Source organism: Streptosporangium sp. DT93 (genome assembly GCF_049844535.1).
Lineage (GTDB): Bacteria > Actinomycetota > Actinomycetes > Streptosporangiales > Streptosporangiaceae > Streptosporangium.
The window spans coordinates 1-22117 of record NZ_JBNCLF010000030.1; the positions used below are offsets into that span (position 1 = coordinate 1).

At 72.8% G+C, this 22117-nt stretch carries 17 protein-coding genes; 9 read left to right on the forward strand and 8 right to left on the reverse strand.

The features are described 5' to 3' along the window. Nucleotides 1–103: 103 nt before the first annotated feature. The gene (locus tag ACLQ2R_RS37185) at nt 104–1996 is read right to left on the reverse strand and encodes a ricin-type beta-trefoil lectin domain protein (RefSeq protein ID WP_425966117.1); all 1893 of its coding nucleotides are present in this window, start codon (nt 1994–1996) and stop codon (nt 104–106) included. Between the two features lie 248 nt (nt 1997–2244). Next, nucleotides 2245–3282 (reverse strand): LacI family DNA-binding transcriptional regulator, encoded by a 1038-nt coding sequence (locus ACLQ2R_RS37190; protein WP_425966118.1) that lies wholly within the window; start codon nt 3280–3282, stop codon nt 2245–2247. A gap of 137 nt (nt 3283–3419) precedes the next feature. Here ACLQ2R_RS37190 and recD2 point away from each other — a divergent pair, with 137 nt between their 5' ends. After that, nucleotides 3420–5621 (forward strand): SF1B family DNA helicase RecD2, encoded by a 2202-nt coding sequence (gene recD2 / locus ACLQ2R_RS37195; RefSeq protein WP_425966119.1) that lies wholly within the window; start codon nt 3420–3422, stop codon nt 5619–5621. Between the two features lie 131 nt (nt 5622–5752). On the opposite strand, the gene ACLQ2R_RS37200 is transcribed toward recD2, so the two are convergent. After that, complete coding sequence (locus ACLQ2R_RS37200) at nt 5753–8614, reverse strand: discoidin domain-containing protein (protein WP_425966120.1); 2862 nt, start codon at nt 8612–8614, stop codon at nt 5753–5755. A 310-nt stretch (nt 8615–8924) separates the two neighbouring features. After that, nucleotides 8925–9878: a helix-turn-helix transcriptional regulator gene (locus ACLQ2R_RS37205; protein ID WP_425966121.1), complete on the reverse strand. Its 954-nt coding sequence runs from the start codon at nt 9876–9878 to the stop codon at nt 8925–8927. 95 nt (nt 9879–9973) lie between these two features. On the opposite strand from ACLQ2R_RS37205, the gene ACLQ2R_RS37210 reads away from it, so the two are divergent. The 5 genes from ACLQ2R_RS37210 (at nt 9974) to ACLQ2R_RS37230 (ending at nt 14035) form a co-directional block, all read left to right on the forward strand. Next, nucleotides 9974–10591, forward strand: coding sequence for a DinB family protein (locus tag ACLQ2R_RS37210; RefSeq protein ID WP_425966122.1), 618 nt, complete (start codon nt 9974–9976; stop codon nt 10589–10591). Between the two features lie 125 nt (nt 10592–10716). Next, the gene (locus ACLQ2R_RS37215; protein WP_425966123.1) at nt 10717–11124 is read left to right on the forward strand and encodes a TOBE domain-containing protein; all 408 of its coding nucleotides are present in this window, start codon (nt 10717–10719) and stop codon (nt 11122–11124) included. Next, nucleotides 11121–11936, forward strand: coding sequence for an ABC transporter permease (locus ACLQ2R_RS37220; RefSeq protein WP_425966124.1), 816 nt, complete (start codon nt 11121–11123; stop codon nt 11934–11936). The genes ACLQ2R_RS37215 and ACLQ2R_RS37220 overlap by 4 nt, the downstream gene beginning before the upstream one ends. Next, nucleotides 11918–12964, forward strand: a complete 1047-nt coding sequence (locus ACLQ2R_RS37225) for an ABC transporter ATP-binding protein (RefSeq protein WP_425966125.1) — start codon at nt 11918–11920, stop codon at nt 12962–12964. Before ACLQ2R_RS37220 ends, ACLQ2R_RS37225 begins: the two co-directional genes overlap by 19 nt. Before the next feature lie 210 nt (nt 12965–13174). Beyond that, on the forward strand, nt 13175–14035 hold the full coding sequence (locus tag ACLQ2R_RS37230) for an NAD(P)-dependent oxidoreductase (protein WP_425966126.1): 861 nt from the start codon (nt 13175–13177) through the stop codon (nt 14033–14035). 81 nt (nt 14036–14116) lie between these two features. On the opposite strand, the gene ACLQ2R_RS37235 is transcribed toward ACLQ2R_RS37230, so the two are convergent. The 3 genes from ACLQ2R_RS37235 to ACLQ2R_RS37245 all read right to left on the reverse strand — a co-directional run bounded on the left by ACLQ2R_RS37235 (nt 14117) and on the right by ACLQ2R_RS37245 (nt 17244). Beyond that, nucleotides 14117–15394 (reverse strand): serine hydrolase domain-containing protein, encoded by a 1278-nt coding sequence (locus ACLQ2R_RS37235; protein WP_425966127.1) that lies wholly within the window; start codon nt 15392–15394, stop codon nt 14117–14119. 351 nt (nt 15395–15745) lie between these two features. After that, on the reverse strand, nt 15746–16255 hold the full coding sequence (locus ACLQ2R_RS37240; RefSeq protein ID WP_425966128.1) for a DUF1772 domain-containing protein: 510 nt from the start codon (nt 16253–16255) through the stop codon (nt 15746–15748). A gap of 176 nt (nt 16256–16431) precedes the next feature. After that, nucleotides 16432–17244, reverse strand: coding sequence for an NAD(P)H-binding protein (locus ACLQ2R_RS37245; RefSeq protein ID WP_425966184.1), 813 nt, complete (start codon nt 17242–17244; stop codon nt 16432–16434). Nucleotides 17245–17405: 161 nt separating this feature from the next. Here ACLQ2R_RS37245 and ACLQ2R_RS37250 point away from each other — a divergent pair, with 161 nt between their 5' ends. The 3 genes from ACLQ2R_RS37250 (at nt 17406) to ACLQ2R_RS37260 (ending at nt 21228) form a co-directional block, all read left to right on the forward strand. Then, entirely contained in the window at nt 17406–18395 is a 990-nt protein-coding gene (locus ACLQ2R_RS37250) for an AraC family transcriptional regulator (RefSeq protein WP_425966129.1), read from the forward strand. Nucleotides 18396–18494: 99 nt separating this feature from the next. Continuing rightward, complete coding sequence (locus tag ACLQ2R_RS37255; protein WP_386239682.1) at nt 18495–19160, forward strand: TetR/AcrR family transcriptional regulator C-terminal domain-containing protein; 666 nt, start codon at nt 18495–18497, stop codon at nt 19158–19160. A gap of 154 nt (nt 19161–19314) precedes the next feature. Further along, nucleotides 19315–21228 (forward strand): glycoside hydrolase family 15 protein, encoded by a 1914-nt coding sequence (locus ACLQ2R_RS37260; RefSeq protein WP_425966130.1) that lies wholly within the window; start codon nt 19315–19317, stop codon nt 21226–21228. Nucleotides 21229–21640: 412 nt separating this feature from the next. Here ACLQ2R_RS37260 and ACLQ2R_RS37265 read toward each other — a convergent pair whose 3' ends face one another. Continuing rightward, a complete protein-coding gene (locus ACLQ2R_RS37265; RefSeq protein WP_425966131.1) occupies nt 21641–21904 on the reverse strand; it encodes a hypothetical protein in 264 nt (87 codons plus the stop codon). Nucleotides 21905–22117 lie beyond the last annotated feature (213 nt).

Below are 22117 nucleotides of genomic sequence, written 5' to 3' on the forward strand. Positions count from 1 at the left end.
CGGGCGCGGGGGCCCGCGGGTCCCGGGCCCGCGGCCGACCCGGGGGGGCGCCGCCCCCCCGGGGGGCCCGCCCCCCCCCACCCCGTCCGGACGGGAATCAGGGTCAGGACATCGTCCACTTCTGGTTCGCGGCGCCGGTGCAGTCCCACAGTTGCAGGCGGGTGCCGTCGGCGGAGCTGTTGCCGGTGGCGTCGGCGCACCTGTTCGCGACGGGGTTGACCAGGTCCCTGGTCGTCGCGTTGTAGGTCCACTGCTGGTTGGCCCCGCCGGAGCACGACCACAGTTGCAGGCGGCTGCCGTTGGCGGTGCCCCGGTCGGCCACGTCCAGGCACTTGCCGAGCGCGCGGAGAGTGCCGTCGCCGGGGCGGGTCCACTGCTGGGCGGCGGTGCCGTTGCAGGTGTGGAGCTGAACGGCGGCGCCGTCGGCGCTGCTGGCACCCGCGACGTCCATGCACGTGCCGCCCAGGCCGGTGACGGTGCCTCCGGGGTTGCCCGGGTTGCCGGGGTTGCCGCTCTGCGTGCCGGACCAGGTGAAGGTGGCGGTGGTACGGCCCGGCAGGGAGTACACGAAGGACTGGCCGCCCCAGTTGACCCGTACGGACTGCGCCGAGGTGCCCCGGTTGTGCGCGATCAGCGCCTTGGAGCCGTCGGTGTTGCGCCAGGCGACGTTCTGGATCGTGCCGTTGGCGGTGGAGTCGATCCGCTGCGCCCCGGGCCTGACGAACTTCGTGAGGTGGCCGGTCGTGTAGTACTCGACGGTGTAGTCGACCTGGCCGGCCCGGGAGCCGCCCTCCTGCACGGTGATCAGGCCGGTGCAGATGTCGCAGCCGCCGTTGTGCGGGCCCATGTTCTGGTTGAGCGCGAGGCTCCACTTGACCAGGCTGCCGCTCCAGTTGCGGGCGTAGGTGACGATGTCGTAGAGGTCCTCGTCGTGCTGGTTGCCGATCCAGGTGCCGCCCGAGTGCTCGGTGCTGAACTGCGGCACCGACGGGTACTGGTTGTGCACCTGCGTGCCGATCGCGGGGTCGCCGCCGTAGCCGTGCCAGGCGATGCCGCCGAACAGGGGGTCGTTGCGCACGCCCGCGTCGTTCAGCACCCCGGCGCCCATCCCGGCGTAGTCACCGTAGTTCCAGTCGTGGACGAGGACCTTGGTGGTGATGCCGGCGGCACGGAAGGCCGGGTAGACGTGGTTCTTGGTGAACTCGGCCAGGCCGGAGGAGTTCCAGCTCATCCCGGGGTAGTTCATCGCGGGCGGGTTGTTCGCCTGGCAGCAGTTGGGCTCGTTCTGCACGGAGATGTAGTTCACCGGGATCCCGGCGTTCTGGTAGCTCTGGACGTATTTGACGAGGTACTGGGCGTAGGTGGGGTAGTGCTCCCACGTGAGCCAGCCCATCTGGTCCATCCGGCCGTTGTCCTTCATCCAGCCGGGGGCGCTCCACGGCACGCCCTTGACGCGCAGGGCGGGGTTGAGCGTCCTCGCCTGCTGGGTGAGCAGGCGCACGTTGGTGTCGTACCCGTTGGCGCCGAAGTCGCCGAGGTCGCAGCAGGTGTCGTCGAGGGAGACGTGGCCGGGCCGGGAGAGGTCGGAGGCGCCGATCGGGTTGCGCACGAACGACAGGCCGATGCCGTCGACGGGGTGGAACAGCTTGCGCATCACCGCGTCGCGGGTGGCCGCGCTGACGGCGCCGCCGCGCAGCAGGTGGGCGGTGGTGTCGGTGATCGAGGCTCCGCCGCCCTCGAACCGCTGGTAGGTGGTGTTCTCGTTGACGGTGACGGTGTGGGCGGCGCTGCCGCCGGCCGGGCCGAACGCGATCGGGGACTGCTGCTGCAGGCCGCGCGTGACGTTGCGGCCGCCCGCGTCGGAGGTGGTGGTGAGCCAGATGTTCACCGGCTCACCGGCGGCGAGGGCGGGCGTGGCGGCCAGGGGGCCGCTCGCCCACAGGGCGGCGGCGCAGGCCAGGGCCAGGGCGAGGGCCCGGCGGGGGGATCGGGACACGGCGGGGTCCTTTCGGGGGGGTGACGATCGGGCCCGCGACATCCGGGCCGCCCGTGCCGGGGCACGCGCGCTCCCGGGTAACCGTCGCTGTAACAAATGTAACAAGCAAGAAAGTTGCCTGTTACGAAACAGGACAACACACGCCGAAATCACTTGTCAAGGCTCGAATGTACGGATTCATGGGCCCGCCGTAAGAGCGATCTTTGATGAAACAAATGAAACAAAACTAAGTCGGAGGTCGGACCCGTTCAGTCGCGGACGAAGCCGGGAACCGGTCCCGTGGAGTCGCGGACGATCACGTCGGTCCCCAGGGAGACGTGCAGCGCCTCCAGCGTGTGCCGGTTGAGGAGCCGCATCAGCAGCGTGACCGCCATCCGGCCCATCTCCTCCAGGGGCTGGCGCACCGTGGTCAGCATCGGCACGGTCGCCCGGCTGAGGTCGATGTCGTCGAAACCGGCGACCGACAGGTCCCCGGGCACGCGCAGCCCGCGCTCGGCCGCCGCCCGCAGCGCCCCGACCGCCATCTTGTCGTTGAACGCGACCAGCGCCGTGGGCCGCTCGGGCAGGTCCAGCAGCTCGCGGGCCGCGCGGTGACCGTGCTCGGTGGTGGGCTCGGGCACGTTGCGCTGGAGCTCGGCCGAGGGCAGGACGCCGACATCGGCCAGCGACGCCGTGTAGCCGGCCATCCTGGCCTCGCTGGGCAGCCACCGCACCGGCCCGCCGATGACGCCGACCCGGCGGTGCCCCAGCCCGACCACGTGCGCCATCAGCTTGCGGGCCCCCGCGAAGTGCGCGGCCGACACCGCCACGATGTCCCTGGGCAGCGGCGTCCTGGGGTCGATCACCACGAAGGGGAACCCCCGGTCGCGCAGCCGTACGAGCTCCTCGCCCGGCTCGGGGGGGAGGATCAGGATCGCCCCGGCGATGTCCGGGCGGTCGGGCAGCGTGGCGAGCACGGGGGCGCGCTGGGCCGCCTCGCCGGTGCCCAGGATCACCTGCCCGCCGTGCAGGTCGACGGTCTCGCCGATGGAGGAGACGATGAGCCCGAAGTAGTCGGTCAGCAGGTAGGGGCAGCGCACGTAGATCGTCGCACCGGCCGTCGCCTCCCGGCCCGCGCGCGGCCGTGGCCCCTCGCCCCCCAGCCGGTCGACGGCCCGCAGCACCAGGTCCCGGGTGTGCGGGGCGACGTTGGAGTGCCCGTTCAGCACCCGCGAGACCGTGGCGATCGACAGGCCCGTCTCCGCCGCGACGTCGCGCACGGTCGCGCGCGCCCGGGGCCTGACCATGCGCTCTCCCCGGGTAGCCGTGTCCCTGCCGCCAGCATAGTCACCGGCGGCCACCGACGACTTGTGGGAAGGCCGGACCGGCTGGTCTGATGTCTGAAGTGCGAGGTGAGAGCGGTACGGGGGAGGATCGGCGTTCTTTGGAGGCATCTGTCGAGCAACTGGTGTACGTCCGCGAGGACGAGTACACGATCGCGCGGATGAGCGCCGAGGGGCTCCCCGGCTTCGTCGCCTCCGGCCGCGCCCTGGGCGGGGTCCAGCCGGGGGAGACGCTCAGGCTCGTGGGCGAGTGGGGCGAGCACCCGCGTCACGGCAGGCGCTTCGAGGTCGTCGCGTGCGAGCGGCTGGTCCCGGCCACGGTCCGGGCCATCCGCATCTACCTGGGGTCCGGGCTGATCCGGGGCATCGGGCCGCGCCTCGCGCACGCCATCGTCAGCCACTTCGGCGACACGACGCTGACGGTCATCGACACCGAACCGGCCCGGCTCACCGAGGTCGTCAACATCGGCCCCGCCCGGCAGGCCCAGATCACCGACGCCTGGGAGGAGCAGAAGGCGATCGCCGCGCTGATGGTCGTCCTGCAGGGCTTCGGGATCAGCCCGCTGCTGGCCGCGAAGATCTACCAGGTCCTCGGCGCCGAGTCCGAGGAGGTCCTCCAGCGGGACCCGTACCGGCTCATCGGCAAGGTCAGGGGCATCGCGTTCGCGACGGCCGACAGGATCGCGCTGCGGTCGGGGCTCGCCGAGGAGAGCCCCGAACGGATCAAGGCGGCGATCCTGGACCGGCTGGAGACGGCCGCCGTCCGCGACGGGCACTGCTACACGAGGCTGGTCGCGCTGGTCGCCCAGACCGTGGAGATGATCGGCCAGGACCACGACCTCGTCCGGCGGACGGTGGACGCCCTGGTCGCCGACCGCAGGGTCGTCGTCGAGGCGTCCCCCGACGGCCGGGGACCCGACGTGGTGTACCCGAAGGAGCTGCACGGCCGCGAGCTGCGGCTGACGGCCAACCTGACCCGGCTCTGCCAGGCGCCCTCGACGCTGCCCATGCGCGCCTTCCAGGAGGACCCCGGCCTGGACGAGGACCAGCGCGTGGCCGTGAACATGGCGCTGACCAGCACCGTGTCCATCCTCACCGGCGGCCCGGGGTGCGGCAAGAGCCACACGGTCAGGGTCATCGCGGCGACGGTGCGGGCGATGGGCGGCACGGTGACGCTCACGGCGCCGACCGGCAAGGCGGCCAAGCGCCTGTCGGAGCTCACCGGCATGCCCGCGATGACCGTGCACCGGATGCTCGCCCACCAGCCCGACCCCGACAGCGGCACGCTCTTCGAACAGACGCCCGTACGGGCCGACCTGATCGTGGTCGACGAGGCGTCCATGCTGGACCTGCACCTGGCCACCCGGCTCACCTCGGCGGTCCCCTCGGGCAGCCACCTGCTGATCGTGGGCGACAGCGACCAGCTCCCGAGCATCGGCCCCGGCAGCGTGCTGGCCGACCTGCTGCGCGTCGAGGCGATCGCGCGGATCCGGCTGACGCGCGTCTTCCGCCAGGCCGAGGAGAGCGGCATCATCCGGGCCGCCCACCGGATCCTGGCCGGCGAGGTGCCCGGCGTCCCCGGAGGGGGAGGCTTCTGGTTCGAGGAGATCGACGACCCCGAGAAGGTCGCCGACCGTGTGATGCACCTGGCGACCGAGGCGATCCCGCGCAAGCAGGGGGTGGACCCCGGCCAGGTCCAGGTGCTCTGCCCGATGCGCAGGGGCCCCACCGGGACGGTCGAGCTCGGCCGGCTCATCCAGGAGCGGCTCAACCCGGCGCGCGAGGGGGTGGCCGAGCACTGGTCGGGCGCCTCGGTCTTCCGGGTGGGCGACCGCGTCATGCCGATCCGCAACAACTACGACAAGGGCGTCTTCAACGGCGACACCGCCACGGTCACCTCGGTCGTGGCCGAGGAACGGGCCGTCGAGGTGCGCACCGACGACGGCCGGACCGTGCGCTACGGCTTCGGCGAGCTCGACGAGCTGACCCACGCCTACGCCGTCAGCGTGCACCGCTCCCAGGGCAGCGAGTACCCCTTCGTGGTCGCGCCGCTCGTCGGCGAGGCCGGGGGCGTCATGCTGCGCCGCAAGCTGCTCTACACGCTGGTGACCAGGGCGCGGTCGTGGGTGGTCGTCGTCGGGCAGCGCGAGGCCCTGGAGACGGCCGTGCGCAGGCTCGACCACCGCCGCAACACCGGGCTGGCCCGGCGGCTCGCGCTGAGCCTCGGGGTGGAGCTGCGCTACGAGACCGTCCCGCCCGCGGGACCGTACGACGGGCCGCCGGACCCGGAGGAGTTCCCGTGAACGCCGGGGGCACGGCGAGGACCCGGGCCGGTGTGCCGGCCCGGGTCCCGCCTGAGAGGTCACGCGCTCAGGAGGTCACGCGATCGTGAGGTCGTGAGGTCACGCGGTGGCGTGCCGTCACGGGCTCCGGGTCAGGAGGCGTACACCTCGAACTCGGAGAGCTGCGCGGCCGGCCAGCCGGTGTTGGCGGTGACGTCGACCCGCAGGTAGCGCTGGGTCGTGGCCGGGAAGGTGATCGTCACCGTGTTGCCGGTGGCGGGGTCGAAGACGCGGGGAGCGGACGCGGCCAGCGTGGTGAAGGCCGAGCCGTTGACGCTCCCCTGGATGGAGAGGGTCTGGGTGCGGGTGGCCCAGGCCGCCGACGGCGGCAGCTTCAGGGTCACCCTGCGGACACCGGTGGCGCTGCCGAGGTCGACGGTGGCCCACTGCGGGAAGGCGTTGTTCGCGCTCTCCCAGTAGGTCCCGGCGTTGCCGTCGACGACGTTGCCCGAGCCGTAGACGTCGGCGTGGCCGCTCTCGGTGGTGTCCCTGCCCCGCGCCAGGTTGCCGGCCGGGGGCGTGACGGTCGGGGTCGGCGTCGGGGTGACGGTCGGCGTCGGGGTGGGGGTCGGGGTGGGGCCGGGGGTGCCGTACACCTCGACGGAGGACAGCTGCGCGGCCGGCCAGCCGGTGTTGGCGGTGACGGTCAGCCGCAGGTAGCGGGCGTTCGCGGCGGTGAACGGGATGCTCACCGCGTTGCCGGTGGCCGGGTTGAACGTGCGGGGCGCCGCGGCCGACAGGGTGGTGAAGTCGGTGCCGTTGACGGAGCCCTGCACGGCGACGGTCTGGCTCCGGGTGGCCCAGGCCGCCGACGGGGGCAGTCTCAGGTCGACGCGCTGGGCCGAGACGACGCCGCACAGGTCGACGGTGATCGACTGCGGGAAGGCGTTGTTGGAGCTCTCCCAGTAGCTGTCGGCGTTGCCGTCGACCGCGTTCCCGGCGGCGAAGCCCTGGTTCTGGCTGGTCGCGGTGACCTGCCTGCCCCGGGCGAGGTCACCGGTGCCGGGGTTGCACGGCGGGGTGACGGTCGGCGTGGGGGTGGGGGTGACGGTCGGCGTCACGGTCGGGGTGGGAGTGGGCGTGGGGTTGCCGCCGCCACCGGGGTAGATGTAGTTCGGCGCGGGCCAGGTGCCGGTGCAGACCTTGTCGGACGGGCTCCAGCCGGTGTTCCCGGTTCCCGTGGCGATCGCGAAGCCGGTGCCGACGCAGTTGTGGATCGCGACGCCCGCGCCGAGGTGGGCGGCGCTGACGCCTGTGAACGTCGTGTTCGCCGGCGACTGCGCCTGGATCATGTACGTGCCGGTGCCGTCGACCTTCACGTTCCTGAAGTTGACGGTGCTCGTGCTGCCCTCGATGAAGTGGATGGCGGCGTAGGAGCTGTCCAGGATGTCGGTGTCGGTGACGTTGACGGTGGCGTTGACCGGCTCGTTGAGCCCGCTGAACCACAGGGCGCCGACACCGAAGTTCCAGTTGTAGTCGGAGTTGCCGGTACGGATCAGGGTGTTGCGGGCGACGGTGTGGGTGCCGGAGACCGCGGTGCCCTGGCCGGAGTTGACGCCCGGGTAGCGGTTGGCGATGTGGATGCCGCCGCCGTTGCTGACGCTGTCGGCCACCACGTTGTCGGTGATCTGGATGTCCTTGCCGCCGTAGGTGACCAGGTGGTTGGCCAGCAGCGTGACGCCGATGGTGTTGAAGGTGAATTTGTTGTTCACGTTCGGCACCCGCTCGGCCCACATGGCCAGCGCGTCGTCACCGGTGTTGCGGACGAAGGTGTTCGTCACCGTGGAGTTGGTGACGCCGATGTGGAAGTTCACGCCGTCGGCGGTCTGGTCGAGGATGCGGCTGTTCTTGATGGTGAAGTTGTTCATCGGGCCGTCCATCCAGGCACCGACCTTGGTGTGCTGCATCCACACGTTGTCGACGACGGAGTCGCTCATCGCGCCGCCGATCGCGTTGACCTGGTCGTCGTCGACACGCTCCATGATCTCGCCGATGACGGCGAAGTCCTTGAGGGTGACGTTGCGGCTCGGGCCGCCCTCGCCGACGAACTTGCCGTAGACGCCTGCGGCCTTGTTGCGCTGCGTGGGGTGGCGTCCGCCCAGCACGCTGTACCAGGGGCCTGCCCCGCGCAGGGTCACGCCGTCGACGATCACGTGGTCGTAGAGGTTGTACGTGCCCTGGGGGACGTACACCTCCTTGCCCTGTGCCCTGCCGGCGTCGACCGCGGCCTGGAAGGCGGCCGTGTTGTCGACGCTCGTGGTGTTCTTGACCGCGCCGAAGTCGTCGACCGACAGCGACCCCGAGGGGCGGCCGATCGGGGCGCCGACGAGCTCGAAGTCGGCCAGGTCGACCGTGATCGAGTTGGTGACGGCGGTCGTGGAGACCTGGATGCGGACCTTGGTCCCGGCGGCGAGGGTGGAGCCGAACATGGTCCGGGTCTCGTCGTAGAAGTGGTGCGGGTTGCTGCCGCCGGGGGTGTTGTTGAAGGGGTAGCCGCCGTAGTACCAGCCGTACTTGGAGGTGAAGGTCAGGTCCTTGAGGTGGGTGCCGTTGACGCGGAGGCTGACGGGGGTGCTGAGGCCGGTTCCCGCGGCGTTGTCCGGCACGCTGTAGCGGACGGTGACGGCGTTCGCGGGCTTGGTCAGCGTGAACTCGACGTACTCGCCGACGGCGTCCAGGGTCACGGCCCTGCGGCCCGAGGCCTCGGCGGGGAGACGGCCGTAGATGCGGTCCGGCCCGATGACCTGGCCGTTCGTGGTGGCGTGCGCCGGGTCCTCGGCCTCGAACTCGGTGAACGGGACGGTCGCTCCGCGCCCCGGGACGTCGAAGATCGAGTCGACCGCCGCAGCGGCCGAGGCACCCGATGACATGGCGGTGGGGATCGCCAGCGCTCCCGCCATGAGCGCCAGGGCGGTGGCTGTCGTCCAGCCGCGTAGTCTGCCGGTTTTCCGCATCGGATGACCCTTCATGGGGGGAGAGCCGGACGCCGTCGCGGTCGGGGGGCGCGCCGACCGCTGATGTCCGGCGGAACTGCCCACACCATAAGATGACGGACAAGTAACCGCAATGTTTCAACAAAAACATGCAAGGTAACGACTGGATTGCCGAGAGCTCTTGGGGGTCCCGGAAATCACCCGTGACCGGCGGGACACCGGGACGCCGCGTCGCCCATGACCGGCCGGAGCGCCGCCGGGGCGGCGGGCCGGACGCGACCGGAGGAGCGCCGGGGTGTCGCGGGGCCGAGCGTGATCGGCGGGCCGGGTCTCAGGACCGGCTGAACCGGGCGCCCCAGTCGTGGATCCGCTCGCGGAGTTCGGGCGGGCCGAGGACGCGGAAGCCGGCGCCGAGCACGCCCAGCGCCATGGTCGGCCAGTCCAGGGAGTCGGAGGTCATGCGCACCCGGCAGTGCCCGGCGTCGATCTCCTCGACCGTGCACCACCTGCCGATCCGTTCGCGGACGACCTCCGCCGGGGCGTCGGCCAGGACCTCCACCCGGTACGAGCGGGGCACCTTGTCCAGGCCCGCGCGGACGAACGCGGCCGCGTCGGCGGCGGGCAGGTCGCGGGGCCGGAACCGGGAGCCGTCGCTCCCCGGTGCGGCGAGCCGGTCGACCCGGAAACTGCGCCAGTCGTGCCGGGTGAGGTCGTAGGCGACCAGGTACCAGCGGCGGCCGAGGCAGACCAGCCGATGCGGTTCCGTGTGCCGGTCGGTCCGGCGGCCGTCGGCGGCGGTGTAGGAGAAGCGGAGCCGCTCGCCGTCCCGGCAGGCCAGCGCGACCACGGTGAGCACGCCCGGGTCGACGCCCGCCCCGGCGGGGCCGTCCCAGCCGGCGGGCACGGTCATCGCGCCGAGCGCCTCGACCTGGCGCCGTAGCCGGGCCGGCATCACCTGCGCCACCTTCGCCAGCGCCCGCACCGAGGACTCGGCGATGCCCTCCACCGCGCTCCGCGCGGCGGCCTGCAGCCCCACGGCCAGGGCGACCGCCTCCTCGTCGTCGATCACCAGCGGCGGCAGCGACGCGCCCGGGGCGAGCTCGTAACCGCCGTCCACACCGCGCCGCGCCTCGACCGGGTAGCCCAGCTCGCGCAGCCGGTCGATGTCCCGGCGCAGGGTGCGGGCCGAGACCCCCAGGCGTTCGGACAGCTCGGTGCCCGGCCAGTACCGGTGGGTCTGCAGCAGGGACAGCAGTCGCAGCGTGCGGGTACTGGTGTTGGCCATGCTTCGATTCTTCCGCAATTCAGGTCAGAAAGTGACCGCTGTACGGCCTAGCGTGGAACCTGACCGAAGGAACGGAACCACGGAAGGCCGAGATCATGAGCGAGACCACGACCGTCGTCGAACCGGCCACCCACGACATCACCGCCGCTCCCGCCCCCGCCCCCGCTCCCGCCCCCGACGCGGCCGCCACCGGCACGCCCGCTCTCACGGGTGAGCGCGCCGACCTGCTGGCGATGCTGGCCAAGCACCGGCACTTCCTGTGTCTCACCACGCGCGACCTCACCGACGAGCAGGCCGCGCAGCGCAGCACCGCCAGCGAGCTGTGCCTGGGCGGGCTGATCAAGCACGTCGCGGCGACCGAGCGGAACTGGGCGGACTTCATCGTGAACGGCCCGGCGCCGCGGAGCGACTTCGCCGCCATGACCGAGGCCGACTGGGCCCGGCGGGACGACGAGTTCCGGCTGCTCCCCGGCGAGACGCTGGCGGGCGTGCTGGCCGACTACGCCGAGGTCGCCCGCCGGACCGACGAACTGGTCGCCACCCTGCCCGATCTGGACGCCACCTGGCCGCTGCCGGAGGCCCCCTGGTTCGAGGCCGGCGCACGGTGGTCGGCCCGCAGGACGCTGATGCACATCATCACCGAGACCGCCCAGCACGCCGGCCACGCCGACATCATCCGCGAGTCCATCGACAGCGCCAAGAGCATGGGCTGACGCCTCCGACCCGCGACAGGGGTTCCGTGTGCTCTCACCTGCCAGGGGGGAGCACCGGGTCGCGACGCGGATGCGGCGCGGCCGGGGCGGGGGAACCGGCAGGTGCGAAGGTAGGCTGCCCTTTCGTGACGACGTTTCGGATCGGCGAGGCCGCCGTGCTGCTGGGGGTCAGCCCCGACACCGTCCGCCGCTGGGTGGACGCCGACCGGCTCCCCGCCCGGCGGGACGAGCACGGCCACCGGACGGTGGCCGGTGAGGATCTCGCGGCGTTCGCGCGGGCCCAGATCGAGGCCGAGCGCGGATCGGGCCGTTCGTCGGCGCGGAACCGCTTCCGGGGGATCGTGACCGAGGTGGTCAGGGACGCGGTCATGGCCCAGGTGGAGATCGCCGCGGGGCCGTACCGGGTGGTGTCGCTGATGAGCCGCCAGGCCGCCGACGAGCTGGGGCTGGAGGCGGGGGTGGTCGCGGTCGCCGTGATCAAGTCCACCAACGTCGTCGTGGAGATCCCCGAGGATCCCCGTACGGGCCGATGAGGAGTGAGCCCGGGGGGTCCTCCGGTGGCGTGACGGGACGTCTGCCCTGGGTGCTGGTACTGCCGGCCCTGGCGGGGATCGCCTTCCTGACGCTGCCGCTGGCCGGGCTGCTGGTGCGCGCCCCCTGGTCCACGCTGGCCGAGAGGCTCGGCGAGCCGCAGGTGCTGGAGGCGTTGCGCCTGTCGCTGGTGACCGCGACCGTGGCCACGCTCGTGTGCCTGCTGCTCGGCGTGCCGCTGGCGTGGCTGCTGGCCCGCGTCGCCTTTCCCGGGCGCCGCCTGGTGCGGGCGCTGGTCACCGTCCCCCTCGTGCTGCCCCCGGTGGTCGGCGGGGTCGCCCTGCTGCTCGTCCTGGGACGGCGCGGCCTGGTCGGCGAGTGGCTGGAGGCCACCTTCGGCGTCACCCTGCCGTTCACCACGGCCGGGGTCGTCGTCGCCGAGGCGTTCGTGGCCATGCCGTTCCTGGTCATCAGCGTCGAGGGCGCGCTGCGCGCCGCGGACCTGCGCCTGGAGGAGGCCGCCGCGACCCTGGGCGCCTCCCGCTGGATCGTCTTCCGCCGCGTCACCCTGCCGCTGATCGCCCCCGGCGTCGTCGCCGGGGCCGTGCTGTGCTGGGCCCGGGCGCTGGGCGAGTTCGGGGCGACCATCACCTTCGCCGGGAACTTCCCGGGACGCACCCAGACCATGCCGCTGGCCGTCTACCTCGCGCTGGAGACCGAACCCGAGGCCGCGATCGTGCTCAGCCTCGTCCTGCTGACCGTCTCGGTGGTCATCCTGGCCTGCCTGCGCGATCGGTGGGTGAGCGCCCCGTGATCCTGGACGCCCACCTCGTCGTCACCCGCCCCCGCTTCCGCCTGGACATCGAGATCGAGGTGGCCGCGGGCCAGGTCGTCGCCCTGCTCGGTCCCAACGGCGCGGGCAAGACCACCGCGCTGCGCGCGCTGGCGGGACTCACCGGCCTGTCGGGCGGGCGGATCGTCCTGGACGGCGAGCCGCTGCACCCCCTGGCGGCCGAACGACGCCCGATCGGCATGGTCTTCCAGGACTACCTGCTCTTCCCGCACCTGTCGGCCCTGGACAACGTCGCCTTCGGGCCCCGCTGCCACGGCCTGTCCAGGGCGGAGGCGCGGCGCGTCGCCGCGGACTGGCTGGAGCGCGTCGGCCTGGCCGCGTACGCGGGGACGAGGCCCCGGCGGCTGTCGGGCGGGCAGGCCCAGCGCGTCGCCCTGGCCCGCGCCCTCGCCGTGGGGCCCCGCCTGCTGCTGATGGACGAGCCGCTGGCCGCCCTGGACGCCCACACCCGGCTGGAGATCCGCTCCCGGCTCCGTCACCACCTGGCCGACTTCGACGGCGCCACCGTCCTGGTCACCCACGACCCGCTGGACGCCATGGTGCTCGCCGACCACCTGGTCGTCATCGAGAGCGGCACCGTCGTGCAGCAGGGCCCCCCCGTCGAGGTCGCCCGCCGCCCGCGTACCGACTACGTCGCCCGCCTGGTCGGCCTCAACCTCTACCGGGGTACGGCCACCGGGCGGCGGGTCGTCGTCGGCGACGTGGGCCTCAGCGTCGCCGAGCACGTGGAGGGACCGGCGTTCGTCGCCTTCGCGCCCAGCGCGGTCGCGCTCTACAGGACCCGTCCCGACGGCAGCCCGCGCAATCTCTGGGAGGCGACGATCGAGGGCGTCGAGCGGCACGGCGACAACGTCCGCATCCATCTGGAGGGGCCGATCGACGCCTCGGCCGACGTCACCCCGGCCGCGGTCGCCGACCTCGACCTCGCCCCGGGGCGGCGGGTCTGGGCCTCGGTGAAGGCGACCGAGACCCACGCCTACCCGTCCTGACCTGCATTGACGGTTTCCCGGCCCGGGACGGCGCGGGGTATCGCGGGGTATCGCGGGGGCGTGGGACACCGTGAAGGGGGCGCGGGGCCGAGAGGAGGGGACGCGGGGCGCCAGGGGGCACGGCGGGGCACGGCGGGTCGTGACGGCACCGCGTGGCGCCGGGGCGTGGTGGTCGCCTCCGGGCACAATGACGGGAAGGGGGATGATCTTATGCGTGTCGCCGTTCTCGGCATGGGCGTGATGGGACGGGCGATGGCCCGGCGGTTGCTGACGCTCGGATTCCCGGTCACGGTGTGGAACCGCACACCGGGCCGGGCGGAGGAGCCGGTCGGCCTCGGTGCCGTGGAGGCGGGCTCGCCCGCCGAGGCCGCGCGGGACGCCGAGGCGGTGCTGCTGTCGCTCGCCGACGACAGGGCCGTCCGCGACGTGATGGGCCGGCTGGCCGCCACCGGCTCCGAGGGGCCGGTCGTGGCGGACCTGAGCACCGTCGCCCCCGCCACGACCCGTGAGCTGCGGGACCTGGCTCCCGGGCGCAGGTTCGTGGCCGCGCCCGTCCTCGGCGGGCCGCAGGCCGTCGCCGAGGGGCAGGCGGCGGTCCTGGTGGGTGGCGAACGCGACCTCGTCGACACGCTGAAGCCGGTGTGGACGCGGGCGTTCGCCTCCTACTCCTACTGCGGCGCCGACCCCGGTGCCGCGCTCGCGTTCAAGCTGCTGAACAACTACCTGCTCATGTCCGGGCTCGCCGTGCTGGCCGAGGCGACGGTCGCGGGCCGGGCGGCCGGTCTCGACGAGACGTTGCTGCACGACTTCCTCCTCCGCTGGCCCACCGTCGCGCCCGCCCTGCACAACCGGGTCGACGACGTGCTGGGAGGTGACCACCGGGGGTGGTTCACGACGAGCCTGGCCGCCAAGGACCTGCGGCTCGCCGCCGAGCTGGCGGAGCCGGACGGTGTGGACCTTCCGATCGTCCGCCTGGTCGGGCGGCGCTACGAGGAGGCGGCCGCGGGAGGCTGGGGCGACGCCGACATCGGCGCGATCGTCGAGCCGCTGCGCGCGCGGCGGCCACGCTGACCGCGCCGGGACGCCGACGGCCCGTGGGGTCGAGGTTCGGGTCACCGGAGGTGTGACGGCCTCCGCGCCGGGCCCGGCGGGTCAGCGGGTCCTCGCCACCTCCGCGGCCACGGCGCGGAACGCCGTCAGTGCCTCGCGCCGGTCGTCGGCCGGCGGGGCGGAGACGGCCGATATGACGACGACCACGCCGTGCTCGGGCGACACGTAGATGTACTGGCCGCCGAGCCCCGCGGCCATGAAGTCACCCTCGCCGTCGCCGCCCAGCCACCAGTGCAGCCCGTAGCCGGGGTTGAAGGAGGCGGACGGCCTGGTCGAGGCCTCGACCCAGGAACGCGGCACCACCTGGCGTCCCTTCGCCTTCCCGCCGTTGAGATAGAGCAGGCCGAACCGGGCGAGGTCGCGGTCGGTCGCGTGGAAGCAGCAGTAACCGAGGTTGTCGCCGTTGCCGTCGTTGCCGACGCCCAGCGTGGACTCCATGCCCGCGGGCTGCCAGATCTTCTTCTCCACGTACCGGTGGAACGGGGTGCGGGTGGCGCGGCCGACGAGTTTGGCGAGCACGAAGGAGTTCATGCTCGTGTACGCGAATCTGCTGCCCGGCTTCCAGCCGCGCACCTGCCGCGCCGCGATGCTCGCCACCGGCCTGCCCCGGTTGGCGGCCACGTGCACGCGCGGCACGTCGGAGCGCTCGTCCCAGTCGATCCCGGACGACATCCGCAGCAGGTCGCGGACGGACACCCCGTCGTACCCCGAGCCGCGCAGTTCGGGCAGGTAGGCGGTCACCGGGTCGTCGATCGAGCGGATGTGGCGCTCACTCAGGGCGATGCCGACCGCGGCCGAGGTGAAGGACTTCGCCACCGACCAGGTCTGGAACCGGGTGTCGCGGTTCGCCGCGACATAGCGCTCGTACACGACGCTACGACCGTCCAGGACGACGAAGCCGTTGGCCTTGGCGCGCTTGAGGAAGCTCGCGAGGGTGGTCTTTCTCCCGGCGTGGGTGTAGCTCACCGACAGCTTCCGGGGGGCGTTCCTCAGCATGACCGGGGTGGCCGAGGGACGCACCAGGTCGAGCGAACCGGCCGCGACGGTCCCGGTCCCGGTCCCGGTCGCGGCCTCGGCCGGGGCCGCACCCGCACCCGCACGCCCGGCCGTCCCGGGTACGGCGGGCGCGTGGAGGATCGGCACGAGAGGCGCGGAGGCCGGGGAGATCGGGACGAGAGGCGCGGAGGCCGGGGAGGAGGGGGCGAGGGGCGCCGTCTGCGAGAGGGCGGCGGCGGGGACCGTCCAGGCGGCCACGGCCAGTGCGGTGGCCGTGACGACGGCGGATCTCCGCGGGTGACGGCTGACACGGGGGGCTCTCATGGTCTCTCCACGGGTCCGTGCGGCGACCGGCCGCTCTGGTACGGCAGGGATCACGACCTGTCAGGCCGTGGCGGCGCCCCCCCCCCCCGCCCCGCCCGGGGGGCCGCGCCACGGATCGACAGACCGGCATCCTGACAGAAGGCGTACCCGGGGCGCAGCCCGGCGGCCCCGGACGCGCCCCCGGGCCCTCCGGGACCGCTGGGCCGCGCCCCGGCCCGACCGTCTTCCCGTCGCCCACCGAACCGCCTTGCCGCCGTCCGCCCGGCGGCCTTCCCGCCGTCCGCCCGGCATCCCGACCTGGGGGGCGGCGCGCCCCCGCGTTCACCCGGTGGGGGTACGACACCCCCGCGCTCACCCGGCCGGCGGCACGATGCGCCCGTGCAGCACCAGGGCCCAGGCCAGGCACGAGAAGGCGGCGACGCACGCCACCGTTCGCGCGATGTTCCAGCGGACCCACATCCCCTCGAACCGCTCGCGCACCGCCGCGAGATCCGCGATGCCGCCGGGGTCCCCGGCGGCGTTCAGCGCGTTGTTGAGCGGCACGTTGACCGCGAACGTGATGACGAGCACCGCCACGTACAGGACGAGCGCGGCCACGATCCAGGGCAGTACGGGCCTGCCGTCCCGCTGGAGGTGGAGACCGGCGGCCACCGCGATCAGCGGCAGGGCGCCGGCGAAGCAGACGGCGAACCAGCCGTTGAGGATCGCCACGTTGATCCGCTGCATCGCGCCGACGAAGGTCAGGTCGTCGGTCCGTGCCAGGCCGGGCATGACGGAACAGGCGTAGGAGTACAGGAGACCCGCCGTGAGTCCCACGGTGACGGTCGCCGCGACCAGCGCGACGCCTCGGAACAGTGCCATCTTCGCGACCTCCACGGTCGTCGTCGTACATCGGGTGATGTCGGGTGATGAGGAACAGGGGACGCGCCGCACCGCTCGTCCCGCCGGTGCGGCCGATCCCCTCGGTGCTGTCGTCCAGGTCGTTCACGTGCCCGCCTCCCTCGCCCGAAGGAGCGGCGAGGGGGCGAGCCGGTGTGTCAGCCGTCCCAGACCCCGGTGGCGGCGGTCTCGCGCGCGTACCGCGTGAAGTCCCGGGGTTCCCGGCCGAGGGCCCGGCGGACCCCGTCCGCCAGGTGGGCGTTGCGGCCGTCCAGCACGGTGCCGAACAGCACGGTGAGCTGCTTGGCGTACTCGGCCGGCACACCGTGGCCGACCATCGCCTCCTCGTACTCCTCCGGGGAGACCGGCACGTAGCGGATCCGCCGGCCGGTCGCCTCGGAGATCTCCGCGGCGGCGTCGGCGAAGGTCAGCAGCCGGGGGCCGGTGAGCTCGTAGAGCTCGCCCACGTGCCGGTCCTCCGTCAGCGCCGCGACCGCGACGTCCGCGATGTCGTCGGCGTCGACGAACGGCTCCAGCACGTCGCCCGCCGGGAACGCGACCTCCCCGGCCAGCACCGGGTCCAGCAGGTAGTCCTCGCTGAAGTTCTGGAAGAACCAGGACGCCCGCAGGATCGTCCACTCCAGGCCGGAGCCGCGGACCGTCTCCTCGCTGAGCCCGGCCTCCTCCTCGCCCCGGCCGGACAGGAGCACCAGCCGCCGTACGCCCTCGCCGGCCGCCCGCGCGACGAACGCGCGGACCGTCTCGGTGGCGCCGGGGAACGCCAGGTCGGGGGAGTACACCACGTACACCGCGCTCGCGCCCCGCAGTGCCGGTTCCCATGTCGCCGGGTCCTCCCAGTCGAACGGGGGCTCGCCCGAGCGGGAACCGACCCGCACCGGCAGGCCGCGCGCGACGAGCCGCTCCACCACCCTGCGGCCGGTCTTGCCCGTCCCCCCGAGGACCAGCGTCATGCCCCGGCCGTTCCCGCCGCCACTCCCCTTGTCGCCACTTTCGCTGTTCTCGTCGCTCTTGTCGCTGAAGTTCTCCGTCATGTGTCCAGTGAACCGGGAGAGCGCGAGACGGGCCATGGTCGAAGAGCGCGCTTCCATGTTCCAGCGTCTAGGGTGAGGGGGTGGACGCACTCACCGACTTCCTGGACGGGCCGAGAGCGCGGGGAGCGTTCCTGCTCCGTTCGATCCTGAGCCCGCCCTGGTCCCTGCGGATCCAGGACCGGGCGCCGCTGGCGCTGGCGGCCGTCGTGCGGGGTGAGGCGTGGATGGTCCCCGACGACGGCGACCCGGTGCGGCTGGGGCCGGGGGACGTCGCCGTCATCCGCGGCCCCGCCCCCTACACGGTCGCCGACGACCCGGTCACGCCCCCGCAGGTGGTGATCCATCCCGGGCAGCACTGCACCACCCTGGACGGGCAGGACCTCGCGGGGGCGATGAGCCTGGGCGTGCGTACCTGGGGCAACGATCCGGACGGATCGGCGGTCATCCTCACCGGCGCCTACCAGATGCGCGGGGAGATCAGCCGGCGCCTGCTGGAGGCGCTGCCCCCGATGCTGGTCCTGCCCGAGGACGCCTGGGACTGCCCGATCATCCCGCTGCTCACCGACGAGATCGTCAAGGACGAGCCGGGCCAGGAGGCGGTCCTCGACCGGTTGCTCGACCTGCTGCTCATCGCCGTCCTGCGGGCCTGGTTCTCCCGCCCGGAGGCCGGTGCCCCGGCCTGGTACCGCGCCCACGGGGATCCGGTGGTCGGCAAGGCCCTGCGCCTGCTGCACAACAACCCGGCCCATCCCTGGACGGTGGCCGACCTGGCCGCCGAGACCGGCGTCTCCCGGGCGGCCCTGGCCCGCCGCTTCACCGAGCTGGTCGGCGAGTCGCCCATGGCGTTCCTGACCGGCTGGCGGCTGGCGATGGCCGCCGACCTGCTGCGCGAGACGAACGCCACCGTCGGCGCGGTGGCCCGGCAGGTCGGGTACGGCAGCTCGTTCGCGCTCAGCGCCGCCTTCAAGCGGGTGCGCGGGGTCAGCCCGCAGGAGTACCGCGCCGGGGCGCGCGCCTCCGGGGCCGGACACGCCGACGTCTCGCTCCCGCACCGCGCGCGGGCGGTCTGAAACGGGCAGGCCGAGGCGGGCGGTCTGATGCGGGCGGGCAGAAAGCGCGTCCCCTGTAGCATCGCCATCACCGAGGCAAGAGGGAAGAGGAGCCGGCCGGTGGCGAGAAGAGCAGCCGGGACGGTCGCGCGCGCGGTGCTGACCCGGGAGCGCGTGGTGCGCGCCGCGGTCGGGCTGATCGAGCGCGAGGGCGTGGACGGGCTGGCCATGCGGGCGGTTGCGGCCGAGCTGGGCGTCGCCGTCATGTCCCTGTACAACCACGTGCCGAACAAGGCGGCCCTGCTGGAAGGGGTGGCCGAGTACGTGGTGGCCGGGATGGACCTGCCCGACGACCCCGGCGAGGACTGGAAGCTCAGGGCGCGGACGCTCATCCGGGCCTTCCGCAAGACCGCCCGCGAGCACCCGCGGTCGATGACGGTGGTGCTGACCCACAAGATCGACACCTCGGTCGGCCTGCGTCCCGCCGAGCGGGCCCTGGCGATCGCCGGGAGCGCGGGGTTCGACGGCGAGACGTCCGTCCGGATCATGCGGGCGATGCTGGCGTACGCCCTGGGCGCGCAGATGCGCGAGGTCGGCACCGCGAAGATGCTCGGCTACCTGCACCGGAACCCGGCCGAGACCTTCGCCGAGCTCGACCCCGGGCAGTTCCCCCGGGTCATCGCGCTCGCACCCGAGCTGGCCAGGCACGACCCGGAGACCGACTTCGAGTTCGGCCTCGACCTCCTCATCGCCGCCCTGGACGCGCTTCCGCGCACCTCGGCCTGAGCGTCCCGCGCACCTCGGCCCGAGCGTCCCGCGCACCTCGGCCCGAGCGCTGCGCGCGTCCCGGCCCGAGCGCTCGGCGCGGGGTCCGGCGGCCCGTTCCGGACCTCTCGTGTGACGGACGTGCTCAAAGGCGAAGTCGGGGTAGGAAGGGCGCATGACAACGGCTCCACCGGCGGGCGAGCTCCCCGGCTCCTCCCCGTTTCCGCCCATCGCGGACTACGCGTTCCTGTCCGACTGCGAGGTCACGGCCCTGGTCGCGCCGAGCGGGAACGTCGAATGGCTCTGCCTGCCCCGGATGGACTCGCCCAGCGTCTTCGCCGCGGTCATGGACCGCGGGGCGGGAGGCTTCCGGCTCGGCCCCGCCGACCTGCGGGTCCCGGCCGCGCGCCGCTACCTCCCGGGCACCATGATCCTGGAGACGAGCTGGGGCACGCCCACCGGCTGGATCGTCGTGCGGGACCTGCTCCTCATGGGGCCCTGGCACCACGAGGACGAGCTCTCGCACACCCACCGCAGGGCGCCGACCGACTACGACGCCTCCCACGTGCTGCTCCGCACGGTCCGCTGCGTCAGCGGGGAGGTGCAGATCACCCTCGACTGCGAGCCGATCTTCGACTACGGCCGCAGCCCCGCCGTCTGGTCGTACGGCGAGCGGGGCTACCACCAGGGCGTCGCGACCGCGGAGGGGGAGAGCCTTGAGCTGCGGCTCACCACCGACATGCGGCTCGGGTTCGAGGGCGGGCGCGCCACGGCGCGCACCCTGCTCAAGGAGGGCGACACCCGCTTCTGCGCGCTGTCGTGGACCGCGCACGAGCCCCCGTACACCTTCCAGGAGGCCTACGACGGGCTGGTGTGGACCGCCCACCACTGGCAGCACTGGCTGGCCAGGGGCGACTTCCCCGACCACCCCTGGCGCAGCTACCTGGAGCGCAGCGCCCTCACCCTCAAGGGGCTGACCTTCGCCCCCACGGGCGCGCTCATCGCGGCGGCGACGACCTCCCTGCCCGAGACCCCGCACGGCGACCGCAACTGGGACTACCGCTACACCTGGATCAGGGACTCCACCTTCGCCCTGTGGGGGCTGTACACGCTGGGCTTCGACTGGGAGGCCGACGACTTCTTCTGGTTCATCGCCGACGTCGCGGAGCGCGACGAGGAGCTCCAGGTGATGTACGGGATCGACGGCGAGTCCAAGCTGGACGAGCAGATCCTCGACCACCTCTACGGGTACGAGGGCGCCAGGCCCGTCCGCGTCGGCAACGCGGCCTACCTGCACCGCCAGAACGACGTCTGGGGCGCCGTCCTGGACTCCTTCTACATCCACACCCGCTCGCGGGACCGCCTGGACGAGCGCATCTGGCCCATCCTGAAGCGGCAGGTCGAGTCCGCCATCCGGCACTGGCGCGAGGCCGACCGGGGCATCTGGGAGGTACGCGGCGAGCCCCGGCACTTCACCTCGTCGAAGGTCATGTGCTGGGTGGCGGTGGACCGGGGAGCGCGGCTCGCCCGCCTGCGGGAGGACCCAGAGCTGGCCGCGCGCTGGCAGGTGGTCGCCGACGAGATCCACGCCGACGTGTGCGAGAACGGCGTCAGCGAGCGCGGCGTGTTCCGGCAGCACTACGACACCGACGCCCTGGACGCCTCACTCCTGCTCATCCCGCTGGTGCGGTTCCTGCCGCCCGACGACCTCCGGGTCCGCGCCACCGTCCTGGCCATCGCCGACGAGCTGACCTGCGACGAGCTGGTCCTGCGCTACGAGACCAAGGAGACCGACGACGGCCTGACCGGGGAGGAGGGCACGTTCACCATCTGCTCGTTCTGGCTCGTCTCCGCGCTGACCGAGATCGGGGAGCACGCCCGCGCCCGCAGGCTCTGCGAAAGGGTGCTCTCCTTCGCGAGCGCCCTCGGCCTCTACGCCGAGGAGATCGACCCGGTGACCGGCCGTCACCTGGGCAACTTCCCCCAGGCGTTCACCCACCTGGCGCTCATCAACGCCGTCATCCACATCATCCGCGCCGAGAGCGGGCGGCAGGCCCCGGTCGCGTGGCCGGAGTCGGAGCCGTCATGACCCGTTCATGATCTCTTCACGGCCCTTTCACGACCCGCCGGGGTCTCGTCATGCCGTGGCCGACGCGGCCCGCCATGGCGAGGCCGTGGTCGTCAGGCCCGTCGTGCGACCGTCACGCCCCGAGCACCCGGGCCCTCTGGCTAGGCTGCGGGTATGAATCGTCGGTTGATCGCCATCGTGGTGCTCGTCGGCCTGCTGGCCACCAGCGGCCTGTCGGTGGTCCTGGCCTGGAGCCTGAGCGGCTGACGGCGCACGGTCCGCGAAACGGGCCCGCCCTGCCGGACGGCACGGGTCCGGAGGGTGGCGTCGTACGGCCCGGCGGGGGCCGGATCGAGGGCTCGGTCGGCCGGGTCCCGGGGAGGCCGGGTCGTCGTACGCCCCCCGACGCCGCGGACGCTCCCCCGAGAGATCGTCAGACGATCACCATCGAGTTGTGCCCCGCGTTCTGCTGCTGGTGCGAGACGGGCATGTGCTGCTGCCTGTGAGCCGCCTGCTCGGTGTGCTGAGGCTGCTGCTGCCGGTGGGCGGCCTGCTCCGCGGGCGCCTCGGTCCCGGCCGGGCAGGTGCAGTACCCGTTGGAGACGATCAGGCGGCCCCGCTGCGCCGTGTAGGTGCGGGAGTCGGTGGCGAGGAGAACACCCGTGCATTTCTGGCAGACGACGGACTGGTGATCCATGGGCCGGCTTCCTTCCTTGAGGGTAGCCGTCGAACGTCTCTACGGTCCGGCCGGCTGGCTGCTCGTGCCCCGAGAGGGAGAGGTGAATCTCCCTATCGAGGCCTCTATCTTACTTCGTAGCACAGAGCAATCATTGAGCCACACGAAGTGACAGATGTAGGACTTGGTATCGCTCCATCACAACGGTCTCATGCGCAACGCCTCCGCGGGTGG